Here is a 21,724-nt window from a genome sequence, read left to right as displayed (position 1 = left end):
TCTTGAAGTTTTAGGTAACTGGCTATTCCTATAAGTTTTTTCTTGTATAACGTGTGTGAATTACTATGAGTATATTAAATTTAGTATTATCTTTTCCAGCAGTTTTTCTGTTGCTGTTTACTGGTATTTACTTATCAATAAAATCTAAATTCTTACAAATTACAAAACTTCCAAGTGCGATTTCATTAATCACAATGAAGAAGTATCGTGACAAGTCTTTTTCTATTGGTGCATTATGCACAATAATAGGGGGGAATTTAGGTGTTGGTAATATTTCAGGCACAGCAGTTGCATTAAAATCAGGAGGCCCAGGATTTGCTTTATGGATGATAATCATAGTAACTCTCTGTTCAATTATTAAATATGTAACTTGTTATCTAAGTATAGAGACACGGGTTAAAGTCAATAAACAATATATTGGAGGGCCCGCTATATATTTTAAAAATGCATTTAAGTCAAAAAAAGCTGTCATAGTTTTCACCATACTCATGCTCATATGTTCTATTGCAATAGGTAATTTTGTTCAAGTTAACTCTCTATCAATACCAATGGAATTAATTAACAAACCACCAATAATAGCAGGATTATTCATGTGTGCAATGTTCTTTGCCGTTACAATATTAAGGTTGGAAATTATTACAGCATTAATTTCAAGACTTGTACCAGGAATGGCTATAGCATATATAATACTAGCATCTTTTGTACTTTATAAATTTAATGACAATATTATACCTTCTATAAAGTTAATGTTTGCTAATTTCCTAACTTTTGATAGCTTTAAATCAGGAATGATAGGGGCATTCATACTAGAAACATTTCATATAATTCAAGTAGGCACTTTTAGAGGTATATTTGCAACAGATATAGGATTAGGGTTAGAGGGTATGGTTCATTCCTCTATCAATAGTAATAGTAAAAACTTCAATACACATCAAAGTATGATTTCTTTAATTTCACCATTTATAGTAGTGATTGTCACATTAGTTACAACCCTAGTTATACTGGTAACTAATGCATGGTCTGGCCCTCTTGAAAGTACAAACATGTGTATTGCTGCATTTAAATCTGCATTCGATTCAGAATACATAAACTATGTTATCATACTAATCATGTTTTGCTTCTCATTCACAACTGTTTTCACATGGTTTGTTTGTGCTAAAAGCACTTTATATTGTCTTACAGATGGAAAAGATAGTTTACTTATCAAAATGTGGAAAATTTTATACACTATAATAATACCAATAGGAGCATTAGGAAAAGTGCAGCTTCTATGGGACATAGCTGACATTTCCATATCACTAATATTAATTAGTAACACTATTGCTATACTAATATTACTACCAAAATACAAAAACATATTTAAAGTGTAGCAGTAACAAAAAACTAACTAATATAGAAGAACGTTGTCAATACATGTTCATTTATTAGGTGATTTATTTAGAAACAAATCATGCTTAATAACAAAAATGTAATGTACCTAATAATAAAAATCCACGTATTTTACTAAAATACCTTATCAATTTTGTTCTTCTTATGTCACAACTTATATTTAAGTAACATTTTATGTTGACAGAGAAGAGCTCATTTGATCCAGGTGTTTAGAAACAAATTATGCTCAATAATAAAAATGTAGTGTACCTAATAATAAATCTACGTATTTCACCAGATACTTCATCAATTTTGTTCTTTTTTGCCACAACTTATATTTAAGTAACATTTATATTGACAGAGAAGAGTTCATTTTATCAGGTGTTTAGAAACAAATTATGCTCAATAATAAAAATGTAGTGTACCTAATAATAAATCTACATATTTCACTAGATACCTTATTAATCTTGTGCTGCTTTGTAACAACTTATATTCAAGTAACACTTCTTAGTCGAGAGAGAAGAGTGCATTTTATTAGGTGTTTAGAAACAAATTATGCTTAATAATAAAAATCCACGTATTCCACCAGATACCTTATCAATTTTGTTCTTCTTATGAACAACTTGTATTTCAGTACACTTTTATACTGAGAGAGCAGAGTTCATTATATTAAAATGGATGTACTATTAACGAGGTAAACTAGTTTTTTAACAATAACATAATATCACTAACAAGTATCAAGAATAAATATTCTGATTAGTATATATAACAACTAAAATTCATTTAAAATTGAATTCATTTTATACACAATAAATTACAGTACAATCATGCGGAATTCCATGATTTTTTATCCTTTCCTATCCCCCATCAATTTGCAATCTTAACTGTAGAGAGATATGAAAAGAGTAGAATTACTAACAACTTGATTACCGACACATTTCATTACTCGTATACCAACAATGCATAAATCATGAATAAGTATATTCCATACATTACAAGTAAACGGCAACTATTCTATCACTAAAATTTACTACTCCTAATTCATTACTCCTTATGTATTCCATATTCTGTTACCAAACATCCCATCAATCTTTATCTCATTATTTGTTATCCAAATAACATATGACTTACTAGTATTATTATAATTAATATGCTGTGTTAAACATTCACTCGGATACATAAACTTCTTAGCCTGTATAATTAAGTCTACATCCTGACAATTTTGCATTACATAATCAGCATTATAAGCAATCAAAACATTCCTTCCCAATTTGTTATATATACACCCTGCTCTCTCACAGGATAAGTATTGATTATTTCCAGAATAATGTTTTAACATTTTCTTCTGACCATTTTGTCTTGCCCATGTTAAATTTATAAAACTTGTCAAATGAGCCTTTTGATTAATTGCATATAATTTACCATTTAACTCTTTAACTACAATATTGTGTTGATTAAACATAATATCAGGAGTTACATAACTAATACCAACAAAAAATCCCAGTATAACTAATATTAATCCACAAAATCTCATATTTCCTTTCCATAAACACAAAAATAAAAATCCTAAAGTAATAATTAATATAGATACTGAAGAAAAAGCATGAAACAATACTACTAATCCATCTATTTTAGCAATATACTTAACTATATATATAAGTAAATTTACTGTGCTTTCTAGCATCCACGAAACACAAAATTCCAAATTGACAATACCCAATACAATATATAACAATCCCAATGGCATTATAAAAAATGTTGTAATTGGAATTGCAAGCAAATTAGCAAAAACTCCTGCTATAGAAAAATAGTTAAAATGATATACTACATAAGGAAGTGTAGCCAAACTTGCAATCAGCGAACTCAAAACAATTGATGAAAAATACTGTACTATATTATTCATAACTACTAATCTTAAAAAAATATTATGACTAGCAACAAGAGCAAGTACAGCAGCAAAGGACATCTGAAAACTTGGGCTTAGCAATGATTCAGGATTAAACAATAATATAATAAATGATGCAACCGCTATAGAACAAAAATTATTATGATTTCGATCAATCAATATACCAATAAAAACACAACTTACCATAATAAAAGCACGTTGACCTGAAACAGGCATCCCAGCAATTAACAAATAAATTAGGCTCACCACAATAGCTATAACAGAAGAGATTTTCTTTATGTCATAGCTTTCAGCAAATTTTGTAAACAATACTAATAAACTTCTTGATAAAGAAAAAAATAACCCAGCAATAAAAGATAAATGCAATCCAGAAATAGCAAAAAGATGAGCTATTCCTGTATTTCTAATAGTATCCATGATATCACTTTTAATACCTTCTTTTTTCCCTATTAGTAGTGCACTTAATATATTAGCACTATCTTCCGTTAGGCTACGCAGAAGCACCTTATATATATTCAATCTTATAAGTTCTATATATTCTGTAACTCGTCTACTTCTGCTTTTTTTGAATAAGCATATATTACTAACTGCAAAACCTACTGCACTGATATTTTTAAAATACGCTATACGAGAAAAGTCATAAGAAAATGGAGATACAGCAACTGATGGAGGATAAATAATTGCAGAAAATTGTACCATGTCACCTATTGTAATATTATCGTCTAATTTGGTACGAACTCCTAACCTAATACACTTTATTCCATATTTGCTACCTTTGATGTCACACACAACTAATCTTTTGTTTGACTGTTGAATACTTATTTCTTTAACTGTAGCAATAACATCTCTTACATACACCTGATGTCGTAATACACTACCTACAAAATAATGTGCTTTTATTTGCACACTAACAAATCCTAATAAGATAAAAAAAACTGATATAAATAAAATACTATACTTCCTTAAACAAATAAAAACCAAACCGACCAATAATAAGAAAGCAATGTATACTAATACATCATCCTGCGGTTCATTAGTCAAAGAAAAGTATATTATTATGCCAATTCCCTGTAATATTGGTACCCAAATTATAAGAACATCTCTATTATCGTTAAGATTCTTGCATAACAATAATGTTATTTTGCGGATAATTATACTAACCAATAGCATATAATTTAATAATAATTAAAATATTAACATATGTTAATACATATTATTTTATAAACAACCTAATCTTGACTACATATTCCCTTAAAAGACTATAACCCACAATAAATTGAGAATTTTATTTTCCTATCTTATAAAATTAGTCTGCATTAGAAAATGCTTATATATTAGATACTAAAAGTAAATCTGCTATTGTAAATAAACGAAAATTAATAAAATATCCACTTTACTCTTTTAAAACACATCTGATTAGATAATCACGGATTACAACTAATTACAAGGTAAACAACATCAGCCCATAGAAAAACAAAATTTTCATCTTGTTCACTTTAAAAGTAAAATGCACAATTATAAAAACTACATACTGACTTATGTACTGTAGTGATTAAATAACATCTAAAAAATATATATAAAACGAATAGCACACTACACACTTAAAAAGATCTAAGAACTCCACCTAGCTCCTGGGCAACAGCACTAATTATGCGATCAGATGCATCTTTTATCTCTTGATCATTTAATGTGTGGTCAACAGGCCTAAAAGTAACTGACAATGCAACAGATAATTTATTATCACCTATATTATCTCCTTCATATAAATCAAACACTACAACATTATCGATTAAAGTACTATTGCTATTTTTAGTAACATCTACTAAACACTGTACACTTATATTTTTATCAATTAGAAAGGCAAAATCACGTTTTACTAACTGATAACATGATTCAACAAACTCTTTACTTATCACATTGATTTGAGGAATTTTATATAAAAATACTTCAAAGCAAACTACTGGACGTTTGATTTCGTACAAATGTATAATATCAGGATGTAACTCCCCAAAATACCCTAGCAAAATATTGTTAAAATACACATCTGCAGATTTTACAGGGTGAAGATATGGTTTATCAGATTTTTTAAATTCTACAGCATCGGAATTAATATTCAATTCCCGTAATATGCTGATAACATCAGATTTGACATCAAAAATATCAACAGATCTATCAAGTTTATAAAGATTACGCGGGAAATTATTCCCATACCTAACACCACCTACTACATAACTATTGCCACTACATACATTATCAATATTGTAAATTTGACCTATTTCAAAAATAGCTACTTCACTACTTCCATATGCTTGGTTGTCAGAAACAACCTGTAGTAAATTTAATAAAACACTAGGACGCATTAAATTCAACTTGTCATTAATAGGGTTATCAAGTAGCAACAATTCTGAATCATATCCTAACTTTTTAGCAAATGTCATACTTGTAAATGACCAAGTAATAACTTCCATCAAACCTTCACTCAACAGTACTGACCTCAACCTATCATAAGAGTTATCAACTACATCAACATGAGAAATAGGTATAGGTTCTTCACATATTTTATCATACCCATATAATCTAAGTACTTCTTCAACAATATCAGAAGAATGCTGAATATCAGACCTCCATGAAGGAACAGTAACTTTCCACACATCTTCATTACTATTATCTACAAAAAAACCAAGCTTAACTAAAAAATCAAAAATTTGTTTTGTTGCAATATCAACATTTCCCACTTTTCTTACAGATTCTGGCAAAAAATCTAACCTTATATCATTAATTAGATAATTTTCATCAGAAACAACATCAAAAAATTCCCCTCCACAATACTCCAATATCATTTTTGTAGCTAAATCTAGCCCAGTCTGTAAAAACTTAGGGTCAACAAACCTTTCAAAACGATAACTAGCATCAGTAGACAATTTAATTTTTCTTGAAGATAAAACAATATCCATAGGGTTAAACCATGCAGATTCTAAGAAAATATCTTCTGTTTCCAATGAGCAACTACTTAACTGAGAACCTATTATCCCAGCAACACTATGAATATTATCATTTGAGTCAACAGCTATAATGTTTTCTGTCCCTAAAATATACTTCTTATCATTAAGAGCAGAAAATTCCATTTGACTATCTGCCTTCTTAAAAATTAACTTCTTCTTTATCTTACTTGCATCATATACATGAAGTGGTCTATTAAAAGACAGCATTATATAGTTTGTTATATCAACAACAAACGAAACTGAATTTATCCCACATACTAACAGATTATCCTTTAACCATTTAGGACTTTCACAATTTTTTATTCCCTTAATATATCTCCCCTTAACTATTCCTTCAGCTTGCATACAAATATCAACTGGAGAAGAATTAGAAGCAGTAGAATCATTAACAATATTATTATCTATGCATTTCAACTTCCCCATACCAGCAGCAGCTAAATCACGAGCTATCCCATATACTCCTAAACAATCCCCACGATTTGGAGTAATACTAACTTCTATAATTGGATCACAAGAAAAGAAAGTATTTCCTACATTATAAGCGGATGACAGTTCAATTATCCCATCATTAGAATTACTATGATCTACTATTCCTAATTCATCCTTAGAACATAGCATACCATAACTTTCAACACCTCGCAGTTTTACTACTTCAATCACAGATTGATTTTTTGGTATTATACTGCCAACACGTGCTAGTACAGACTTTATCCCAGCTCTTACATTAGAAGCACCACACACAACTTGAAAAGTTTCCTTTCCATCAAATACTTGACAAACCTTTAACCTATTAGCTGCATGATGAGGAACTACTTCCAATACCTCAGCAACTACAAAAGTTTTTAAGTGTTCACAATAATCTACGTTATCTACTTCTATACCAATATCACTAAGCTTATTAACTATTATATCTAAAGAAACATCTGTATCAAGATACTGCATTAACCACGAAAGTGTAAATCTCATAATAAGTCACTTGAGATAAAAAACATAATAATACTTAAAATAAAACTAGGAATTCTTGTTACTCTCAACAGTTATTATCTGCCTATCAACAAGTTCTATAATTGCCATAGGTGCACTATCACCTTTACGAAATCCATTTTTTATAATTCTAGTATACCCACCATTTCTACTTTTATAGCGCACTGATAATATACCAATCAGCTTATCAGCTATATCAGGATTTTTAATCTTAGAAATTAGTAATCTTTTCCCATAAACTAAGTTCTTTTCCTTATATACTTTACCAATAGTAATAAGTTTTTCTACATAAGGACGTATTTCCTTTGCCTTAGGCAAAGTAGTAGATATCCTTTCATGCTTAATTAAAGATATACACAAATTTAAAAGCATAGACATTCTATGAGCACTGGTACGAGAAAACTTTCTATGAGCAACACGATGCCTCATAATATAACCTCATTCTTCACTATATTGTTTACTTAAACTCTCAATGGATTCAGGAGGCCAATTCGCAATTTTCATTCCTAAATGCAAATTCATACTTGCTAAAAGCTCATTAATCTCATTAAGCGACTTTCTACCAAAATTTGGAGTTCTTAACATATCAGATTCAGTCTTTTGGACTAAATCTCCTATATAAGTAATATTATCATTTTTCAAACAATTATAAGACCTTACTGAAAGTTCTAACTCATCAACTTTACGTAACAGATTAGAATCATAAGGCAATGTATCTTTAGCATCAACTTTCTTATGAGGCTCATCAGTTTCATCAAAATTAATAAATGGTTGAAATTGATCTTGTAAAATTCTTGCAGCTAATGCTACTGCTTCATCAGGTAAAATAGACCCATCTGTTTCCACAGACATAATCAATCGATCATAATCTGTAAATTGACCAATACGACTACTTTCTACTTTAAAAGACGCCTTTTTTATAGGGCTATAAAGAGCATTAGTTGCAATGAAATTTATTGGTATATCACCAAGTTTATTAACTGACTTACGCTTTACAGCAGGAACATAACCTTTACCAGCATTTACATACATTTTTATATTAAAATCTACACCTTGATCTAAAGTGCAAATTAACAAATCCTTATTGAGTATAATGCAATCATCAGTGTCAGGTATCATTCCAGATCTTACTTCACATGGTCCTTTAACTTTAAGAGACAAAACTTTACTATTCATACCAGAAAGCTTTACTCTCATCATGCTAATATTTAAAAGAATATCTGTTACATCTTCTCTAACCCCAGAAATCGAAGTAAATTCGTGTAAAACATTCTCTATTTCAACACCATAAACAGCAAAACCACGCAAAGAAGACATCATAACTCTTCTTAAAGCATTACCTAGAGTTAAAGCAAAACCACTCTCAAGAGGTTCAATAATTAAATCTGCCTTATTTGGAGAAGCACCACTAGGAACTACCTTAATAGAAGAAGGCTTAGTTAATTTACTCCAATGATCACTCATTGATATATAACTCACTCCATTAGAATATGCATTTCCTACTGCCATATAACCCGAATCTTGTGCAATAGAATTAGAATCCTCATCGAAAATCACAATAGAACCTCACATAGTAACAAATATACTTAAACTCTACGTCTTCCTGGAAGTTTACACCCATTATGTGGAAGCTTTGTAGTATCTTTAATAGAAGTAACATTTAAATTGCAAGCTTGCACAGCTCTTATAGCTGATTCCCTACCTGCACCAGGACCAGAAACTTTAATAGATACTGTCTTCATCCCATTTTGTTCAACAACTGTTTTAACAGCATGACTTGCAGTCTCTTGTGCTGCATAAGGAGTAGCTTTCTTAGATCCTTTAAAACCACATGCTCCAGCAGAAGTACATATTAACGAATGTCCTTGCTGGTCTGTAACTGTTACAATGATATTATTATAGGTAGCATGAATATAAACTACCCCAACTACAACATTTCTCTTTTTCTTTTTATAAACTACACTCATAATATACCTTGTTATTTCTTTTTAGCAGCAACTGGCAATTTCGATCTACCTTTACGAGTCTTAGCATTAGTATGAGTTCTTTGACCACGAACAGGTAGCCCTCTCCTATGCCTTAACCCCCTATAGCACCCTATATCAGTTAAAAACTTGATATTCATGCTAACTTCTTTCCTCAGATCACCTTCTACTATATAATTCTCTCTAATAAAATTCCTAATTCTAATAATTTCATCATCACTTAAATTCACAACGCGAACATTATGATCAATATTACAACCTTCACAGATTCTATTAGCTAAAGAAAGCCCAATACCATATATATAAGTTAAAGCAATAACTATACGCTTATTTGTAGGAATATTTACTCCAGCTATACGCGCCACTAACTTTCCTCCACAAGATAATAAATGCTTTGTAATATAGCAAATATGCAAACTAACGTCAACCAATAATTAAATGGGCTATTTTGTCTTTTATATCACAAGTAACCTCTTCTATTGGCTTACCTGCATCAATGCACACAATCTTATCACGATAATAATTTTCTAATTTTTTAATCTCTCTATCATACTGATTAACCCTTTTTATGATAACTTCTACTTTATCATCATAACGATAATCTAACTGACTACTTTTACAAAACTTACAAACAATTTCATCTATTGCTCTATCAAAAAAATTTAAATTAGAAACTTGTCCACAATTTTTACACACAATACGTCCATATAACCTATTCTTTATCGTCTCTAAATCTAATTGCAACTGTATCACTATATCAATACGGCTATTATATTCCTCTAGAATTTCCGTTAAAAATTCTGCTTGACTTAAATTTCTTGGAAATCCATCCAATAAAAATCCACTCTTTACTCTACTAATAGACTTAGCAAACATCTTACACACTATATCATCACTTACTAAATCACCAGATTCAATAACCTGCCTAATTTTTCTACCATCATCAGTATCAAGTTTTGCTTCACTCCTTAACAAATCACCTGTTGAAATTACAGAAATAGTACTATAAATTTTTGACAAAATATGACATTGCGTACCTTTACCAGACCCAGGAGGACCAAAAATTAACATATTTATTTTATTTTCCATAACTCAGACTTTTTAATTAATGTACTATATCTGCTTGAATACAAATGTGTCTGCACCTGAGAAAACGTATCAATTATTACGTTGATTATTATCAAAAAACTAGTACCCCCTAAAGTAAAAGAAATGGAATAATTATACCTTATTAACTCAGGAATTATACAAATAACCGTTAAATAAATTGACCCTAAAACAGTTAATCTCTTTATTACATAATTAAAATACTCACAAGTACCATTCCCAGGCCTCTTCCCAGGAACAAAACCTCCATTTTTTTTTAATATCTCTGACGTCTCTTTTGAATCAAAAACAAAAGTCGTATAAAAAAACGCGAAAAATATTATTAATAATGCATAACACCCCATATATAGTAATTTACCAGATGAAAAATGCATTAATATAAAATCAGACCATGGAGATCCTTGATGAAAATTTGCAACTGTAATCGGAGATAATAATAAAGCATTAGCAAAAATAGGTGGAATTACTCCAGAAATATTAATCTTTAATGGAATATAAGTAGAACTACTACCATATAACTTATTCTTAACTTGTCTTTTTGGATACTGCACCAGTATTTTTCTATAAGATTTTTCAATAAAAATAATTAATAACAATAACGCAAAAAATACCAATAACATCAATAAAATTACAAATATTGGAACATTTCCATTTTTCCCTAATAAAAACATAGAAGAAAAAGAACCAGGTAATTCAGCTACTATACCCGTAAATATAATCATAGATACGCCATTACCTATGCCATTTTTATTAATTCTTTCTCCTAACCATAGTAAAAACATTGTCCCACCTAAAAGACTGCTAATACCCACTATACGAAATAACAGACCAGGCTCAATAACTACAATACTAGTTTCAGTATTCATCTTTTCTAATCCAAGCAAAATAACAAAACCTTGAACCATACAGAAAAAAATAGTCATATACCGTATATAACTATTAATTTTAATCCGCCCTAATTCACCATTTTGCCTCAGCTCATTTAATTTTGGAATAGTTACTGATAATAACTGAATAATTATAGAAGATACTATATATGGCATAACATTTAATGCAAAAACAGTCATTCTACCTAAAGCACCACCAGAAAATACATTAAAAATTCCTAAAACACCTACAGAATGTTTTGTAACTACTGCATCTATTACATCTGGATTAATACCAGGAATAGGTATATATGTACCCAAACGGTATATAATAAGACAAAATAAAGTAAACCAAAGTTTACCCAATAAATTATCCTTATTCCAAGATAGTAAATCCATTTTTTGTGACATAATATTACTTAACTATGAACTTAAATACTATTCTATTCTTTACTTGCTGATACATTACTTAACAAAGTAACCTGTGATTCTGCTGATTTTGAAATAAAATCATATTCTATTGCTACCGCAGTATTTAATTTACCATTTCCAAGAATCTTAATTTTTTCTTTAATAGAAGAAATAACTCCTAAATTATATAGAACCTCTTTTGTAATAGCAGAAACATCTTCAATCTTTTTACTATCAATCAACCTTTGAATCGTCGATAAATTGACTATTGAATACCTATGCTTAAGCAAGGAATTAAATCCCCTCTTAGGTAATCTAGTAAATATAGACTGTTGCCCACCTTCAAAACCATTTATAGAAACCCCTGACCTTGCCTTTTGTCCCTTGTGTCCACGACCAGAAGTTTTACCTTTTCCGCAACCTATACCTCTACCTAATACTTTAGACTTCTTATTTTTAGGTAACCCGCTAAATATATTATTCAATTTTACAACTGTATCCATAAATTACCTATTTTCAATAATATCACCTATCTTTCTACTCCTTTTATTAGCTACCTGCTTTGGCGATAGCATTTTCCTAAAAGCAGCAAAAACAGCATATACAACATTATGCGGATTTGAGGAGCCTATAGACTTTGCTACAACATCTTGCACTCCTAAAACTTCAAAAATTAAACGTATAGAACCACCAGCTATAATACCTGTACCTACCTTAGCTGATCTTAACATAACTTTACTTGAACAAAACTTAGCTTTTACATCATGATGTAAAGTTCTAGATTCACGTAAATGTACCCTGATCATATTTTTTCTAGCAGCATTAACAGCTTTAATTTTAGCTTCAGATACTTCAAGATGCTTTCCTATTCCACAACCAACTTTACCTTTTTCATCACCTATCACTACTAGAACTGAGAAAGAAAACCTACGGCCACCTTTTACAACTTTCGCAACTCTCCTAACAGAAACTATCAACTCAGAAAAATCATTAGAACCATGAACATTTCGTGATTTCTTTACAACATCCATATTATAAAACCTACTTATTAAAACTCAAAACCATAACTCCGTAATTCATTTGCAAACTCAGAAACTATCCCTGTATACTTATAGAGACCTCTATCGAAAATAAATTTCTTACAATTATCTAACTTATTCAATCGATCAGACATTAATTTTGCAACAATTTTTACAGAATCACTATTAACCCTCCTATTCGTTAAAGCAACAACTTCACGTTCTAAAGTAGATGCTGAAGCAAATGTTCTCCCACACTTATCATCTATTAATTGAACATAAAAATGCCTATTTGATTTAAAAATAGATAACCTTAGTAAAGATGAATTTCTCTTTAACTTTAATCTAACACGTTTTTTACGTCTTTCAAGTCTAGTACCACAATTATACACCATAACCTTAACTATTACCCCACTTTACTTCTTCTTATTAACTTCTTTCCTATGAACATATCTACCTTTAATAGAAATACCTTTACCTTTATATGGATTATATTTTCTAATTGAACATATATCAGATGCTACCATATATACTTTTTGCTTATCAAAACCCTTAACTAATATTTGAGTAGGTTTAACACACTGAATAACAATGCCTGTAGGAATTTTATACTTTACCCCATGACTAAAACCCAATGATAAAGATAAATATTCACCGTTAACTTCAGCCTTATAACCAACACCATTAACTTCAAGTTCAACTACTAATCCTTGAGACAAACCTATAGCATAATTATTAATTATACTTCTATAAGTTCCCCACATTACTCTTGACTTGATAGATTTATCATTAACATGCAACACAATTTTACCATCAGTAATATCACAAAGCACACCATAATCTAAAGTCAATTTCAATGAATTCTCATTATTCTTTAAGATAAGCTGATTACCAACCAAGTCTGCCTGAACATTACTAGGAATTGCTATAGGCATAGAGCCAACTCTTGACATTAATTAATCTCCTAAAAAACACCACATAAAATTTCTCCACCAACACCAGATTTACGAGCATTATAATCCGACATAATTCCTTTAGATGTAGATATTATATACAAACCTAACCCATTATAAAATTTCGGCATATCCTTAGCTGAACAATAACACCTTTTACCTGGCTTTGATATTCTAGCTATCTGACTAATTACAGGTGCACCATTATAATACTTAAGCTTCACTTCAAAAAATTTTATATTAGAACCTTTTGATTTTTCAGTAAACCCATCTATATATCCTTCCGAAAGTAAAATTTGTAGTATAGCATGAATAACATAAGAATAAGAAACTACTATTACCTTATTCATACTTAATTGTCCATTACGTATACTTGTTAAAAAATTAGCAATAGGATCTGACAAAGACACTACTAACCCCTCCTTTCAATATTACCAACTAGATTTAGTCAATCCAGGTATTTGTCCAATTGAACCTAATTGACGTAACACAATACGAGAAACTTTAAACTTTCTATAACATCCTCTAGGCCTTCCAGTAATCAAACATCTATTCCTAATTCTAATGTAAGATGAATCCCTAGGAAGCTTAGATAATTTTACCTGAGCTAAAAACCTATCATTCATAGAAATAGATTGATCTTTAATTATAGCTTTTAATTCCTCTCTCTTATTCTTTAATCTATTACAAATAGATATACGTTTTAGATTCCTTTGTATAACAGATTTTCTTGACATGAATACCCTTAATTAATAAACGGAAAACCGAATTCCATTAACAACAATTTAGCATCATTATTGTTAACTGCATTCGTGACAATATTAATATCTACCCCTAGTATCTTATCTATTTTATCATAATCTATTTCTAAAAACGAAATATGCTCCTTTATACCAATCGATAAGTTACCACAACCATCAAACTGACTCACAGATAATCCTTTGAAATCTTGTTCCCTAGGAAGAACAACATGAATAAGCCTCTCTAAAAACTCATACATTTTATTATTTCTTAATGTAACCTTACATCCAATAGGAAATCCTTTACGTATTTTAAATCCAGCAATAGATTTTTTTGCATAAGTTGCCACAGGCTTCTGACCAGCTATTAATGCAAGATCACGAACACAAGAATTCATAACCTTACTATCAGAACCCCTTATACCTAATCCTATATTTAAACACACTTTTACAATTTTAGGAACCTGCATCACATTGCTGTATCCAAGCTTAGTCTTTAAAGATGGCACAATATGACTTTTATATAAATCCTTTAACATAAAAAAACAACCTATTCTATAACTTTGCCAGAAGACTTCATAAAACGCACTTTTTTCTCACCTATAAATTTATACCCTACTCTTGTTTGAATTCCAAGCGTAGAATCAAATAATGCAATGTTTGAAAGATTTATAGGCTTTTCAACACTTATAATACCACCATCACTTTTTTGAGTTGCCTTAACACTCTTTCTACATACATTTACTCCTGAAACTATTGCAAAAGAAACATCTTTACCACAATGCTTTTTTTTCAAAACTTTTATTACTTTTCCCATCTTCCCTTTATCTTTGCCACTGATTACTATAACATCATCACCAGCAATAATCTTCATACCCATTTTATAACACCTCTACAGCCAAAGACATAACTTTTGAAAAAAGACCAAAAGGTAATTTCTTAATTGGACCAAATACACGAGTCCCTAATGGATCACCTTGATCATTAATTAATACAACAGCGTTACTTGAAAACTTTATAACACTTCCATCTAACCTACGTACTGCTTTCTTTACTCGAACAATTACTGCCTTATAAACCTTCCCTTTACTAACCTTTCCTCGCGGAGTAATTAACTTAGTAGAAACAACAATAACATCCCCAACTGAAGCAGACTTCTTACCATTTAACAACCCTATACACAACACTTTACGCGCACCAGAATTATCTGCAACATCCAATAAAGTATTCTTCTGTATCATAAAATATCACCTTTTAAATTACAATCCACCTTTTAGTAGCAGATATAGGTATATGCTCCTGTATCTTCACAACATCACCACACTTATATTGATTATGCTCATCATGCACTACATAATTCTTACGTTTCTTTACTATCTTCTTATACGTTTTATGCATTATCATACGAGAAACCATTACCTTTATAGTTTTATCACATTTTGCATCAACTACAATCCCTGTTAAAACTTTCTTATTAGACATGTTTTTCCTCTTTCCTTCTCTCATTTAATACTGTTAATACTCTGGCTATATCTTTTTTTATATTTCTACAATAAAAGTGGTTTGTTGATTTATCAACTTTCCTATTCAATACAGCATTAACTAATTCTTTCCCTAAATTTACTAATAGTTCGCGCAACTCATCATTACTCTTAGACCTTATATCAACAATATCCATAGCTCAATACCTTTACAATTCATCACTAACAAATTTACACTTCATTGGAAGCTTAGCTTGAGCTTTATTCAATGCCTCCCTAGCTAAATTTAATGGCACTCCACCTATCTCAAACAATATCTTGCCAGGTTTTACTTTACATACCCACATCTCAACACTTCCTTTCCCTTTTCCCATACGAACATCCATGGGTTTCTTACTAACAGAAGTATGACAAAATGCCCTAATCCATACTTTACCAACACGTTTTAAAGTCCTTGAAATACTTCTCCTTGCAGATTCAATTTGTTTAGAAGTTAATCTACTTGGCTCTAAAGCTTTCAACCCATGGGACCCAAAAGATAAAGTATATCCACCTTTTGCATTACCACTAATACGTCCTTTAAAATCCTTCTTATACTTAGTTTTTTTAGGTATAAACATAATCTCTACTCACTCATTATTCATTACTTGACTTCGTATCACCAAGGTAGACCCAAACCTTAACACCTATTATTCCATAAATTGTTTTTGCTTCAGAAAAACCATAATCTATATTAGCTCTGAAAGTATGCAATGGAACACTTCCTTCTTTATACCATTCAGTCCTAGCAATTTCAGCCCCACCTAATCTACCAGCACAGCTAACTTTTATTCCTTTTGCACCTATTTTTAAACAGCTTTGGACACTTCTTTTCATTGCACGTCTAAAAGATATCCTCTTTTCTAATTGCTGTGCTATATTTTCTGCTATTAAAACTGCCTTTAATTCAGGTTTTTTCACCTCTATTATATTCAATTCAATATTATTATTTATCATTTTAACAATCTGCTGTTTTACTTTATCAATATCAGCACCTTTCTTACCTATGATCACACCAGGCTTAGCAGAATATACATTAACCATAATTACATCTACTTTTCTAGCTATAACAACCTTACTAATTGAAGCATGATAGAAAGCTTTCTTTATAAACTTACGCAATAAAAAATCCTCATGTAACTTTGTAGTATAATCCTTATTTGCATACCACAAAGAATCCCATGTATTGATTATCTTTAACCTTAATCCAATAGGATTAGACTTCTGACCCATAAATTATATCCTCTCAAATAATTTTATGATAACATTACCATAATGCTTATACACCCTACATGCTTTACCTCGTGCACGAGCATGAATCCTACGTAAAGAAAAAGACTTACCAACTAAAACTTCTTTTACGTAAAGATTATCAAGATCAATATTATAATTAGCTTGCGCATTAGCAACAGCAGATTTTAAAACTTTACTGATATATCCAGCAGACTTTTTCCTACAAAATTTTAAATACATCATAGCAACAGACACATCTTTCCCTCTAATTAAATCAGCAACTAAATTTAACTTAGAAGGAGTAGACTTCAACCCCATACCTTTAGCTACTATCAATACTTTACTCATATAACCTAACCAATTTACTTCCTAGATACCTTCTTATCACCCACATGTCCAGTGTAACGACGAGTTGGAGAAAATTCGCCAAATTTACGTCCCACCATATTATCATTAACTTTTACAGGAACATAAGTCTTACCATTATAAACCCCAAAAGTTAAACCTATAAATTTATTTAAGATTACAGAAGACCTAGAGTGAATATTGATAATAGAATTTAATTTATTTTGAGCTATAGCCTTATTTACTAACCGTAAAACATGTGGCGCACAAAAAGGAGGCTTTTTTATAGATCTAGACATATTCTACCCTTTATCAGATACACGCTTAATATACTTATTACTAGACTTATTTCTCTTTCTAGTCTTCTTACCTTTTGTTGGCACACCCCATGGAGTAACAGGATTTCTACCACCAGAAGTTTTACCTTCACCCCCACCATGAGGATGATCTATAGGGTTCATCGCAACACCACGCACAGTGGGCCTAATACCTAACCACCTACTCCTTCCAGCTTTACCTAACTTTACATTTTGATTATCCAAATTAGATACTATACCTATAGTAGCACGACAATCAGATAATACCTTCCTTATTTCCCCTGAACTTAATCTCAATAAAACATACATACCATCTTTACTCATCAATTGAGCATAAGTACCAGCAGATCTTGCAATCACTCCACCATTACCAGGTCTTAACTCAACATTATGAACAAATGTGCCTACAGGAATTGATTTTAATAGAAGACAATTTCCAGGTAATATATCAGCTCCATCACCAGATATAACTACATCACCTTTCTTTAACCCATTAGGTGCAATTATGTAAGATTTTTCACCATCATCATAAGATAGCAATGCAATAAATGCTGTTCTATTTGGATCATACTCTAATCTTTCAACAGTTGCAGAAACCCCAACCTTATTCCTTTTAAAATCAACAACTCTATACAACCGCTTATGACCCCTACCACGATGGCGTACAGTAATAACACCACGAGAATTCCTACCTCCACGAGAAATTTTATAACTAACTAGAGACTTCTCTGGCTTACCTTTCCATAGCATTGATTTATCTAATAATACAGTACCACGCAAAGATGCTGTCACTGAATTCAAGTTTTTAATACCCATATTAATTCTATTTCATTCCCATATATTTAAAATTTTGATCTTTTGGCAAAGAAAAATAAACCTTTTTCCTATTTTTCCTACGTCCAAATACACCTTTGAAATACTTTTTCTTTCCTTTCTGATTCAAGATATTAATACGAATAACATCCAAACCAAATACTACTTTTAAAGCTTTTTTGATTCTTTGCTTATCAGCATCAACAGAGACATATACAGCATACTTATTAAATTTCTCATTCAACAATACTGCCTTCTCTGTAATAATAGAGGATTGTATAACGTTAAAATAATTAATCATAATAACCTTTCTTCTAAATATTTTACAGCTCCAACAGTTAAAATTATGCAATCATGTCTTAAAATATCTAAAACATTTGTTCCAATTTGCTTTAACAAAGTTACATTATGCAAATTTCTACAAGAGCAAACTACACTTTTATTATAATCCTTATCAATAATCAGAAACGACTTATGCTCAAAATTCTTAATAAATTGTAACACTTGTGTAGTCTTCACAAAATTAACATCAATACTGTCTAAAATCAATAATTTATTACAAGAATTCTTTAATGATAGAGCAACCTTTAACCCCAGATTGCGAACTTTTTTATTCAATGAATAAGCATGACTTCTTACTACAGGTCCAAAAATAACAGCACCACCTCTAAATTGTGGACTACGTAAACTACCTTGTCTTGCTCTACCAGTATGTTTCTGTCTATGAGGCTTAGCAGTTGTACCAGAAATATCACCTATAGTTTTTGCTTTATGTGTCCCAGCACGCCTCTTAGATAATTGCCAATCAACTACCATCTTTAATATATCTGGTCTATAATTCACAGAAAATATTAGAGGATTTAAATCAATCGTCCCAATCCTATCACTATTTACATTTATTATATTAACTTCCATATTGATCTCACACAACATTATCTAACTTTAAATCTTCAGCACATATAGGAAAAGAACCCTTTGGAACTGATTTTTTTACAGCATCTTTTACAAAAACATAAGAACCTTTCGCCCCAGGAATATTATTACCTCTTACACCTAATAAAGATCTCTCCTGATCAACTAAAATAACCTTAAGATTCTGTACTGTGACTTTACTATTCCCTAATTGACCAGCCATTTTCTTCCCTTTATATACTCTACCAGGATCTTGACACTGACCTGTTGAGCCTTGAGATCTATGAGCAATAGAGACACCATGAGATGCTTTTAATCCTTTAAAATTATGTCGCTTCATAACACCAGCAAAACCTTTCCCTAAAGAATACCCAGTAATATCAACATATTGATCCTTGACAAAATGAGTAATAGAAACTTTAGCTCCCTCTACTACATCACCTAAATTATCAACCCTAGATTCAAAAATCTTACATTTAGCAGTAATTTTGCTTTTCTCTAAAATCTTTGATTGAGGCTTCTTTAAATTAATAGAAGCTTCTACCCCTAATACCACTGCATCGTAACCATGAATATCTTTAGTCTTTTTAGAAATAATAAAAGAATCTCGTAAATGTAATAAAGTAATTGGAATCCTTTTACCTTCATTATCAAAAATTGCCGTATGGCCTACTTTTTCTAGAAATAATCCTATTCTCTTAGCCATTGCTGCCCCCAATCACTTTAACTTTTACATCTACACCAGCAGGCAATTGCAAACTCATTAATGCCTGAATAATTGTAGAATTAGCTTTTGGCAAGCTAATTAAACGTTTATGTGTCCTAATTTCAAACTGTTCTCTAGACTTTTTATCAACATGAGTAGATCGGTTAACAATAAATTTCATAATCTTACGAGGAAAAAAAATTGGGCCATTAACACGTGCCCCACTCCTCTTAGCAGTTAAAATGATACTACGTGCAGATCTATCCAGTAAACAACTATCGAATGCTTTAAGCTCAATATATATTTTTTGCGTTACCATAAAATACCTACTCCAAAATTTCAGTAATAATACCAGAGCCTACAGTTCTACCACCTTCACGAATTGCAAATCTCAATCCTTTATCAATAGCAACAGGCTTATCTAAACTTACTTCGATACTTATATTATCCCCAGGCATTACCATCTCTACCCCCTCAGGTAATTTTATACTACCTGTTACATCAGTTGTTCTAACATAAAATTGTGGCTGATAATTTGAGAAAAACGGTGTATGCCTTCCTCCCTCTTCTTTCTTTAATATATATACCTCTGCTTTAAATTTCTTATACGAATGTATTTGACCAGGCGCACTCAATACTTGCCCTCTCTCTACATCCTCTTTCTTTATTCCTCTTAACAATATACCTGCATTATCCCCTGCTTCTCCTGCATCTAATGCTTTATGAAACATTTCAACACCTGTACATACTGTGCTCTGTATATCTCGTAACCCTACTATCTCTATTTTATCTCCTACTCTAATTACTCCTCTCTCTATTCTTCCTGTTACTACTGTACCTCTTCCAGGTATTGAAAATACATCTTCTATTGACATTAAAAATGGCTTATCTTTTTCTCTTGTTGGTAAACTTATTTTTTCTAAGGCATTCATCAATTCCATTATTTTTTCACTCCAGACTCCTGAACCTGTTTCTTCTTCCAATGCCTTAACTGCAGATCCTCTTACAACATCTATATCATCTCCTGGATATCCATATTTTGATAATAATTCTCTTATTTCCATCTCAACTAATGACAACATTTCTTCATCATCTACAACATCACACTTATTCATCCATACTACTATATCTTTTACTCCAACTTGTTTTGCTAATAGTATATGTTCTCTTGTTTGTGGCATTGCTCCATCTGTTGCAGATACTACTAATATTGCTGCATCCATTTGTGCAGCACCTGTTATCATATTTTTTATATAATCAGCATGTCCTGGACAATCTACATGCGCATAATGTCTATTCTCTGTTTCATATTCTACATGTGCTGTTGAAATGGTTATTCCTCTTGCTTTCTCTTCTGGTGCTTTATCTATTTCGTCATACTTTACACTTTTATTACCTTCTCCACTCAACCTCTTCGCTAACACTGTTGTTAACGCTGCTGTTAATGTTGTCTTACCATGATCAACATGCCCTATTGTCCCTACATTTATATGTGGTTTCCTTTCTTCTACCATAAACAAATACCTTTAACATCATT

The 21,724-nt window shown here is 31.0% G+C and carries 30 protein-coding genes; 1 reads left to right on the top strand and 29 read right to left on the bottom strand.

Translation table 11 applies throughout. From position 1 onward, the window contains the following. Positions 1–65: 65 nt before the first annotated feature. Positions 66–1,370, top strand: a complete 1,305-nt coding sequence (locus tag ECH_RS01805; protein WP_011452604.1) for an alanine/glycine:cation symporter family protein — start codon at positions 66–68, stop codon at positions 1,368–1,370. A gap of 1,049 nt (positions 1,371–2,419) precedes the next feature. Here ECH_RS01805 and ECH_RS01800 read toward each other — a convergent pair. The 29 genes from ECH_RS01800 to tuf all read right to left on the bottom strand — a co-directional run bounded on the left by ECH_RS01800 (position 2,420) and on the right by tuf (position 21,701). Next, a complete protein-coding gene (locus ECH_RS01800) occupies positions 2,420–4,444 on the bottom strand; it encodes a ComEC/Rec2 family competence protein (protein ID WP_006011144.1) in 2,025 nt (674 codons plus the stop codon). A 431-nt stretch (positions 4,445–4,875) separates the two neighbouring features. Continuing rightward, positions 4,876–7,242 carry a phenylalanine--tRNA ligase subunit beta gene (gene pheT / locus ECH_RS01795; RefSeq protein ID WP_011452601.1) on the bottom strand — a complete coding sequence of 789 codons (2,367 nt, stop codon included), beginning with the start codon at positions 7,240–7,242 and terminating at the stop codon, positions 4,876–4,878. 45 nt (positions 7,243–7,287) lie between these two features. Continuing rightward, complete coding sequence (gene rplQ, locus ECH_RS01790; protein ID WP_011452600.1) at positions 7,288–7,689, bottom strand: 50S ribosomal protein L17; 402 nt, start codon at positions 7,687–7,689, stop codon at positions 7,288–7,290. 9 nt (positions 7,690–7,698) lie between these two features. Beyond that, the gene (locus tag ECH_RS01785) at positions 7,699–8,769 is read right to left on the bottom strand and encodes a DNA-directed RNA polymerase subunit alpha (protein ID WP_044147992.1); all 1,071 of its coding nucleotides are present in this window, start codon (positions 8,767–8,769) and stop codon (positions 7,699–7,701) included. Between the two features lie 77 nt (positions 8,770–8,846). After that, positions 8,847–9,227: a 30S ribosomal protein S11 gene (gene rpsK, locus ECH_RS01780; protein ID WP_011452598.1), complete on the bottom strand. Its 381-nt coding sequence runs from the start codon at positions 9,225–9,227 to the stop codon at positions 8,847–8,849. A gap of 11 nt (positions 9,228–9,238) precedes the next feature. Continuing rightward, positions 9,239–9,610 carry a 30S ribosomal protein S13 gene (gene rpsM / locus ECH_RS01775; RefSeq protein ID WP_011452597.1) on the bottom strand — a complete coding sequence of 124 codons (372 nt, stop codon included), beginning with the start codon at positions 9,608–9,610 and terminating at the stop codon, positions 9,239–9,241. A gap of 58 nt (positions 9,611–9,668) precedes the next feature. Further along, a complete protein-coding gene (locus ECH_RS01770) occupies positions 9,669–10,334 on the bottom strand; it encodes an adenylate kinase family protein (RefSeq protein ID WP_011452596.1) in 666 nt (221 codons plus the stop codon). Continuing rightward, positions 10,319–11,617, bottom strand: coding sequence for a preprotein translocase subunit SecY (gene secY, locus ECH_RS01765; RefSeq protein ID WP_011452595.1), 1,299 nt, complete (start codon positions 11,615–11,617; stop codon positions 10,319–10,321). Before secY ends, ECH_RS01770 begins: the two co-directional genes overlap by 16 nt. Before the next feature lie 44 nt (positions 11,618–11,661). After that, the gene (gene rplO / locus ECH_RS01760; protein WP_011452594.1) at positions 11,662–12,132 is read right to left on the bottom strand and encodes a 50S ribosomal protein L15; all 471 of its coding nucleotides are present in this window, start codon (positions 12,130–12,132) and stop codon (positions 11,662–11,664) included. A gap of 3 nt (positions 12,133–12,135) precedes the next feature. After that, positions 12,136–12,660 (bottom strand): 30S ribosomal protein S5, encoded by a 525-nt coding sequence (gene rpsE / locus ECH_RS01755; protein ID WP_011452593.1) that lies wholly within the window; start codon positions 12,658–12,660, stop codon positions 12,136–12,138. Between the two features lie 17 nt (positions 12,661–12,677). Further along, a complete protein-coding gene (locus ECH_RS01750) occupies positions 12,678–13,043 on the bottom strand; it encodes a 50S ribosomal protein L18 (protein WP_011452592.1) in 366 nt (121 codons plus the stop codon). 21 nt (positions 13,044–13,064) lie between these two features. Next, positions 13,065–13,601: a 50S ribosomal protein L6 gene (rplF, locus tag ECH_RS01745; protein ID WP_011452591.1), complete on the bottom strand. Its 537-nt coding sequence runs from the start codon at positions 13,599–13,601 to the stop codon at positions 13,065–13,067. An 11-nt stretch (positions 13,602–13,612) separates the two neighbouring features. Next, positions 13,613–14,011 carry a 30S ribosomal protein S8 gene (rpsH, locus tag ECH_RS01740; RefSeq protein ID WP_011452590.1) on the bottom strand — a complete coding sequence of 133 codons (399 nt, stop codon included), beginning with the start codon at positions 14,009–14,011 and terminating at the stop codon, positions 13,613–13,615. 21 nt (positions 14,012–14,032) lie between these two features. Continuing rightward, complete coding sequence (gene rpsN, locus ECH_RS01735) at positions 14,033–14,338, bottom strand: 30S ribosomal protein S14 (RefSeq protein ID WP_011452589.1); 306 nt, start codon at positions 14,336–14,338, stop codon at positions 14,033–14,035. An 8-nt stretch (positions 14,339–14,346) separates the two neighbouring features. Beyond that, positions 14,347–14,880, bottom strand: coding sequence for a 50S ribosomal protein L5 (rplE, locus tag ECH_RS01730; protein WP_011452588.1), 534 nt, complete (start codon positions 14,878–14,880; stop codon positions 14,347–14,349). Between the two features lie 11 nt (positions 14,881–14,891). Continuing rightward, the gene (rplX, locus tag ECH_RS01725; protein WP_011452587.1) at positions 14,892–15,221 is read right to left on the bottom strand and encodes a 50S ribosomal protein L24; all 330 of its coding nucleotides are present in this window, start codon (positions 15,219–15,221) and stop codon (positions 14,892–14,894) included. Between the two features lies 1 nt (position 15,222). Continuing rightward, a complete protein-coding gene (gene rplN / locus ECH_RS01720) occupies positions 15,223–15,582 on the bottom strand; it encodes a 50S ribosomal protein L14 (RefSeq protein WP_011452586.1) in 360 nt (119 codons plus the stop codon). A gap of 13 nt (positions 15,583–15,595) precedes the next feature. Then, positions 15,596–15,847, bottom strand: coding sequence for a 30S ribosomal protein S17 (gene rpsQ, locus ECH_RS01715; RefSeq protein ID WP_044233236.1), 252 nt, complete (start codon positions 15,845–15,847; stop codon positions 15,596–15,598). After that, positions 15,816–16,019, bottom strand: a complete 204-nt coding sequence (rpmC, locus tag ECH_RS01710; RefSeq protein WP_011452584.1) for a 50S ribosomal protein L29 — start codon at positions 16,017–16,019, stop codon at positions 15,816–15,818. The genes rpsQ and rpmC overlap by 32 nt, the downstream gene beginning before the upstream one ends. Before the next feature lie 12 nt (positions 16,020–16,031). Then, the gene (gene rplP, locus ECH_RS01705) at positions 16,032–16,442 is read right to left on the bottom strand and encodes a 50S ribosomal protein L16 (RefSeq protein ID WP_011452583.1); all 411 of its coding nucleotides are present in this window, start codon (positions 16,440–16,442) and stop codon (positions 16,032–16,034) included. Positions 16,443–16,458: 16 nt separating this feature from the next. Continuing rightward, positions 16,459–17,094 carry a 30S ribosomal protein S3 gene (rpsC, locus tag ECH_RS01700; protein ID WP_011452582.1) on the bottom strand — a complete coding sequence of 212 codons (636 nt, stop codon included), beginning with the start codon at positions 17,092–17,094 and terminating at the stop codon, positions 16,459–16,461. 3 nt (positions 17,095–17,097) lie between these two features. Beyond that, a complete protein-coding gene (rplV, locus tag ECH_RS01695) occupies positions 17,098–17,442 on the bottom strand; it encodes a 50S ribosomal protein L22 (protein WP_044148004.1) in 345 nt (114 codons plus the stop codon). Positions 17,443–17,456: 14 nt separating this feature from the next. Continuing rightward, complete coding sequence (gene rpsS, locus ECH_RS01690) at positions 17,457–17,738, bottom strand: 30S ribosomal protein S19 (protein ID WP_011452580.1); 282 nt, start codon at positions 17,736–17,738, stop codon at positions 17,457–17,459. A 3-nt stretch (positions 17,739–17,741) separates the two neighbouring features. Further along, positions 17,742–18,572: a 50S ribosomal protein L2 gene (rplB, locus tag ECH_RS01685; protein ID WP_011452579.1), complete on the bottom strand. Its 831-nt coding sequence runs from the start codon at positions 18,570–18,572 to the stop codon at positions 17,742–17,744. Positions 18,573–18,579: 7 nt separating this feature from the next. Next, complete coding sequence (locus tag ECH_RS01680) at positions 18,580–18,870, bottom strand: 50S ribosomal protein L23 (protein ID WP_011452578.1); 291 nt, start codon at positions 18,868–18,870, stop codon at positions 18,580–18,582. After that, positions 18,867–19,484 (bottom strand): 50S ribosomal protein L4, encoded by a 618-nt coding sequence (gene rplD / locus ECH_RS01675; protein ID WP_011452577.1) that lies wholly within the window; start codon positions 19,482–19,484, stop codon positions 18,867–18,869. Before rplD ends, ECH_RS01680 begins: the two co-directional genes overlap by 4 nt. A gap of 7 nt (positions 19,485–19,491) precedes the next feature. Beyond that, on the bottom strand, positions 19,492–20,187 hold the full coding sequence (rplC, locus tag ECH_RS01670; RefSeq protein WP_011452576.1) for a 50S ribosomal protein L3: 696 nt from the start codon (positions 20,185–20,187) through the stop codon (positions 19,492–19,494). Beyond that, positions 20,180–20,506: a 30S ribosomal protein S10 gene (gene rpsJ / locus ECH_RS01665; protein WP_011452575.1), complete on the bottom strand. Its 327-nt coding sequence runs from the start codon at positions 20,504–20,506 to the stop codon at positions 20,180–20,182. Before rpsJ ends, rplC begins: the two co-directional genes overlap by 8 nt. 7 nt (positions 20,507–20,513) lie before the next feature. Further along, positions 20,514–21,701 carry an elongation factor Tu gene (gene tuf / locus ECH_RS01660; RefSeq protein ID WP_006011505.1) on the bottom strand — a complete coding sequence of 396 codons (1,188 nt, stop codon included), beginning with the start codon at positions 21,699–21,701 and terminating at the stop codon, positions 20,514–20,516. Positions 21,702–21,724 lie beyond the last annotated feature (23 nt).

This window comes from Ehrlichia chaffeensis str. Arkansas (assembly GCF_000013145.1).
Lineage (GTDB): Bacteria > Pseudomonadota > Alphaproteobacteria > Rickettsiales > Anaplasmataceae > Ehrlichia > Ehrlichia chaffeensis.
This window is presented reverse-complemented; position numbering and strand designations above follow the sequence as displayed.

Coding starts and splice junctions, on each gene's coding strand:
- ECH_RS01805 (WP_011452604.1), top strand. CDS start 66: ATGAGTATATTAAATTTAGTATTATCTTTTCCAGCAGTTTTTCTGTTG.
- ECH_RS01800 (WP_006011144.1), bottom strand. CDS start 4,444: ATGCTATTGGTTAGTATAATTATCCGCAAAATAACATTATTGTTATGC.
- pheT (WP_011452601.1), bottom strand. CDS start 7,242: ATGAGATTTACACTTTCGTGGTTAATGCAGTATCTTGATACAGATGTT.
- rplQ (WP_011452600.1), bottom strand. CDS start 7,689: ATGAGGCATCGTGTTGCTCATAGAAAGTTTTCTCGTACCAGTGCTCAT.
- ECH_RS01785 (WP_044147992.1), bottom strand. CDS start 8,769: ATGGCAGTAGGAAATGCATATTCTAATGGAGTGAGTTATATATCAATG.
- rpsK (WP_011452598.1), bottom strand. CDS start 9,227: ATGAGTGTAGTTTATAAAAAGAAAAAGAGAAATGTTGTAGTTGGGGTA.
- ECH_RS01770 (WP_011452596.1), bottom strand. CDS start 10,334: ATGGAAAATAAAATAAATATGTTAATTTTTGGTCCTCCTGGGTCTGGT.
- secY (WP_011452595.1), bottom strand. CDS start 11,617: ATGGATTTACTATCTTGGAATAAGGATAATTTATTGGGTAAACTTTGG.
- rplO (WP_011452594.1), bottom strand. CDS start 12,132: ATGGATACAGTTGTAAAATTGAATAATATATTTAGCGGGTTACCTAAA.
- rpsE (WP_011452593.1), bottom strand. CDS start 12,660: ATGGATGTTGTAAAGAAATCACGAAATGTTCATGGTTCTAATGATTTT.
- ECH_RS01750 (WP_011452592.1), bottom strand. CDS start 13,043: ATGGTGTATAATTGTGGTACTAGACTTGAAAGACGTAAAAAACGTGTT.
- rplF (WP_011452591.1), bottom strand. CDS start 13,601: ATGTCAAGAGTTGGCTCTATGCCTATAGCAATTCCTAGTAATGTTCAG.
- rpsN (WP_011452589.1), bottom strand. CDS start 14,338: ATGTCAAGAAAATCTGTTATACAAAGGAATCTAAAACGTATATCTATT.
- rplE (WP_011452588.1), bottom strand. CDS start 14,880: ATGTTAAAGGATTTATATAAAAGTCATATTGTGCCATCTTTAAAGACT.
- rplX (WP_011452587.1), bottom strand. CDS start 15,221: ATGGGTATGAAGATTATTGCTGGTGATGATGTTATAGTAATCAGTGGC.
- rplN (WP_011452586.1), bottom strand. CDS start 15,582: ATGATACAGAAGAATACTTTATTGGATGTTGCAGATAATTCTGGTGCG.
- rpsQ (WP_044233236.1), bottom strand. CDS start 15,847: ATGAGAGAAGGAAAGAGGAAAAACATGTCTAATAAGAAAGTTTTAACA.
- rpmC (WP_011452584.1), bottom strand. CDS start 16,019: ATGGATATTGTTGATATAAGGTCTAAGAGTAATGATGAGTTGCGCGAA.
- rplP (WP_011452583.1), bottom strand. CDS start 16,442: ATGTTTATACCTAAAAAAACTAAGTATAAGAAGGATTTTAAAGGACGT.
- rpsC (WP_011452582.1), bottom strand. CDS start 17,094: ATGGGTCAGAAGTCTAATCCTATTGGATTAAGGTTAAAGATAATCAAT.
- rplV (WP_044148004.1), bottom strand. CDS start 17,442: ATGAGTAAAGTATTGATAGTAGCTAAAGGTATGGGGTTGAAGTCTACT.
- rpsS (WP_011452580.1), bottom strand. CDS start 17,738: ATGTCTAGATCTATAAAAAAGCCTCCTTTTTGTGCGCCACATGTTTTA.
- rplB (WP_011452579.1), bottom strand. CDS start 18,572: ATGGGTATTAAAAACTTGAATTCAGTGACAGCATCTTTGCGTGGTACT.
- ECH_RS01680 (WP_011452578.1), bottom strand. CDS start 18,870: ATGATTAATTATTTTAACGTTATACAATCCTCTATTATTACAGAGAAG.
- rplD (WP_011452577.1), bottom strand. CDS start 19,484: ATGGAAGTTAATATAATAAATGTAAATAGTGATAGGATTGGGACGATT.
- rplC (WP_011452576.1), bottom strand. CDS start 20,187: ATGGCTAAGAGAATAGGATTATTTCTAGAAAAAGTAGGCCATACGGCA.
- rpsJ (WP_011452575.1), bottom strand. CDS start 20,506: ATGGTAACGCAAAAAATATATATTGAGCTTAAAGCATTCGATAGTTGT.
- tuf (WP_006011505.1), bottom strand. CDS start 21,701: ATGGTAGAAGAAAGGAAACCACATATAAATGTAGGGACAATAGGGCAT.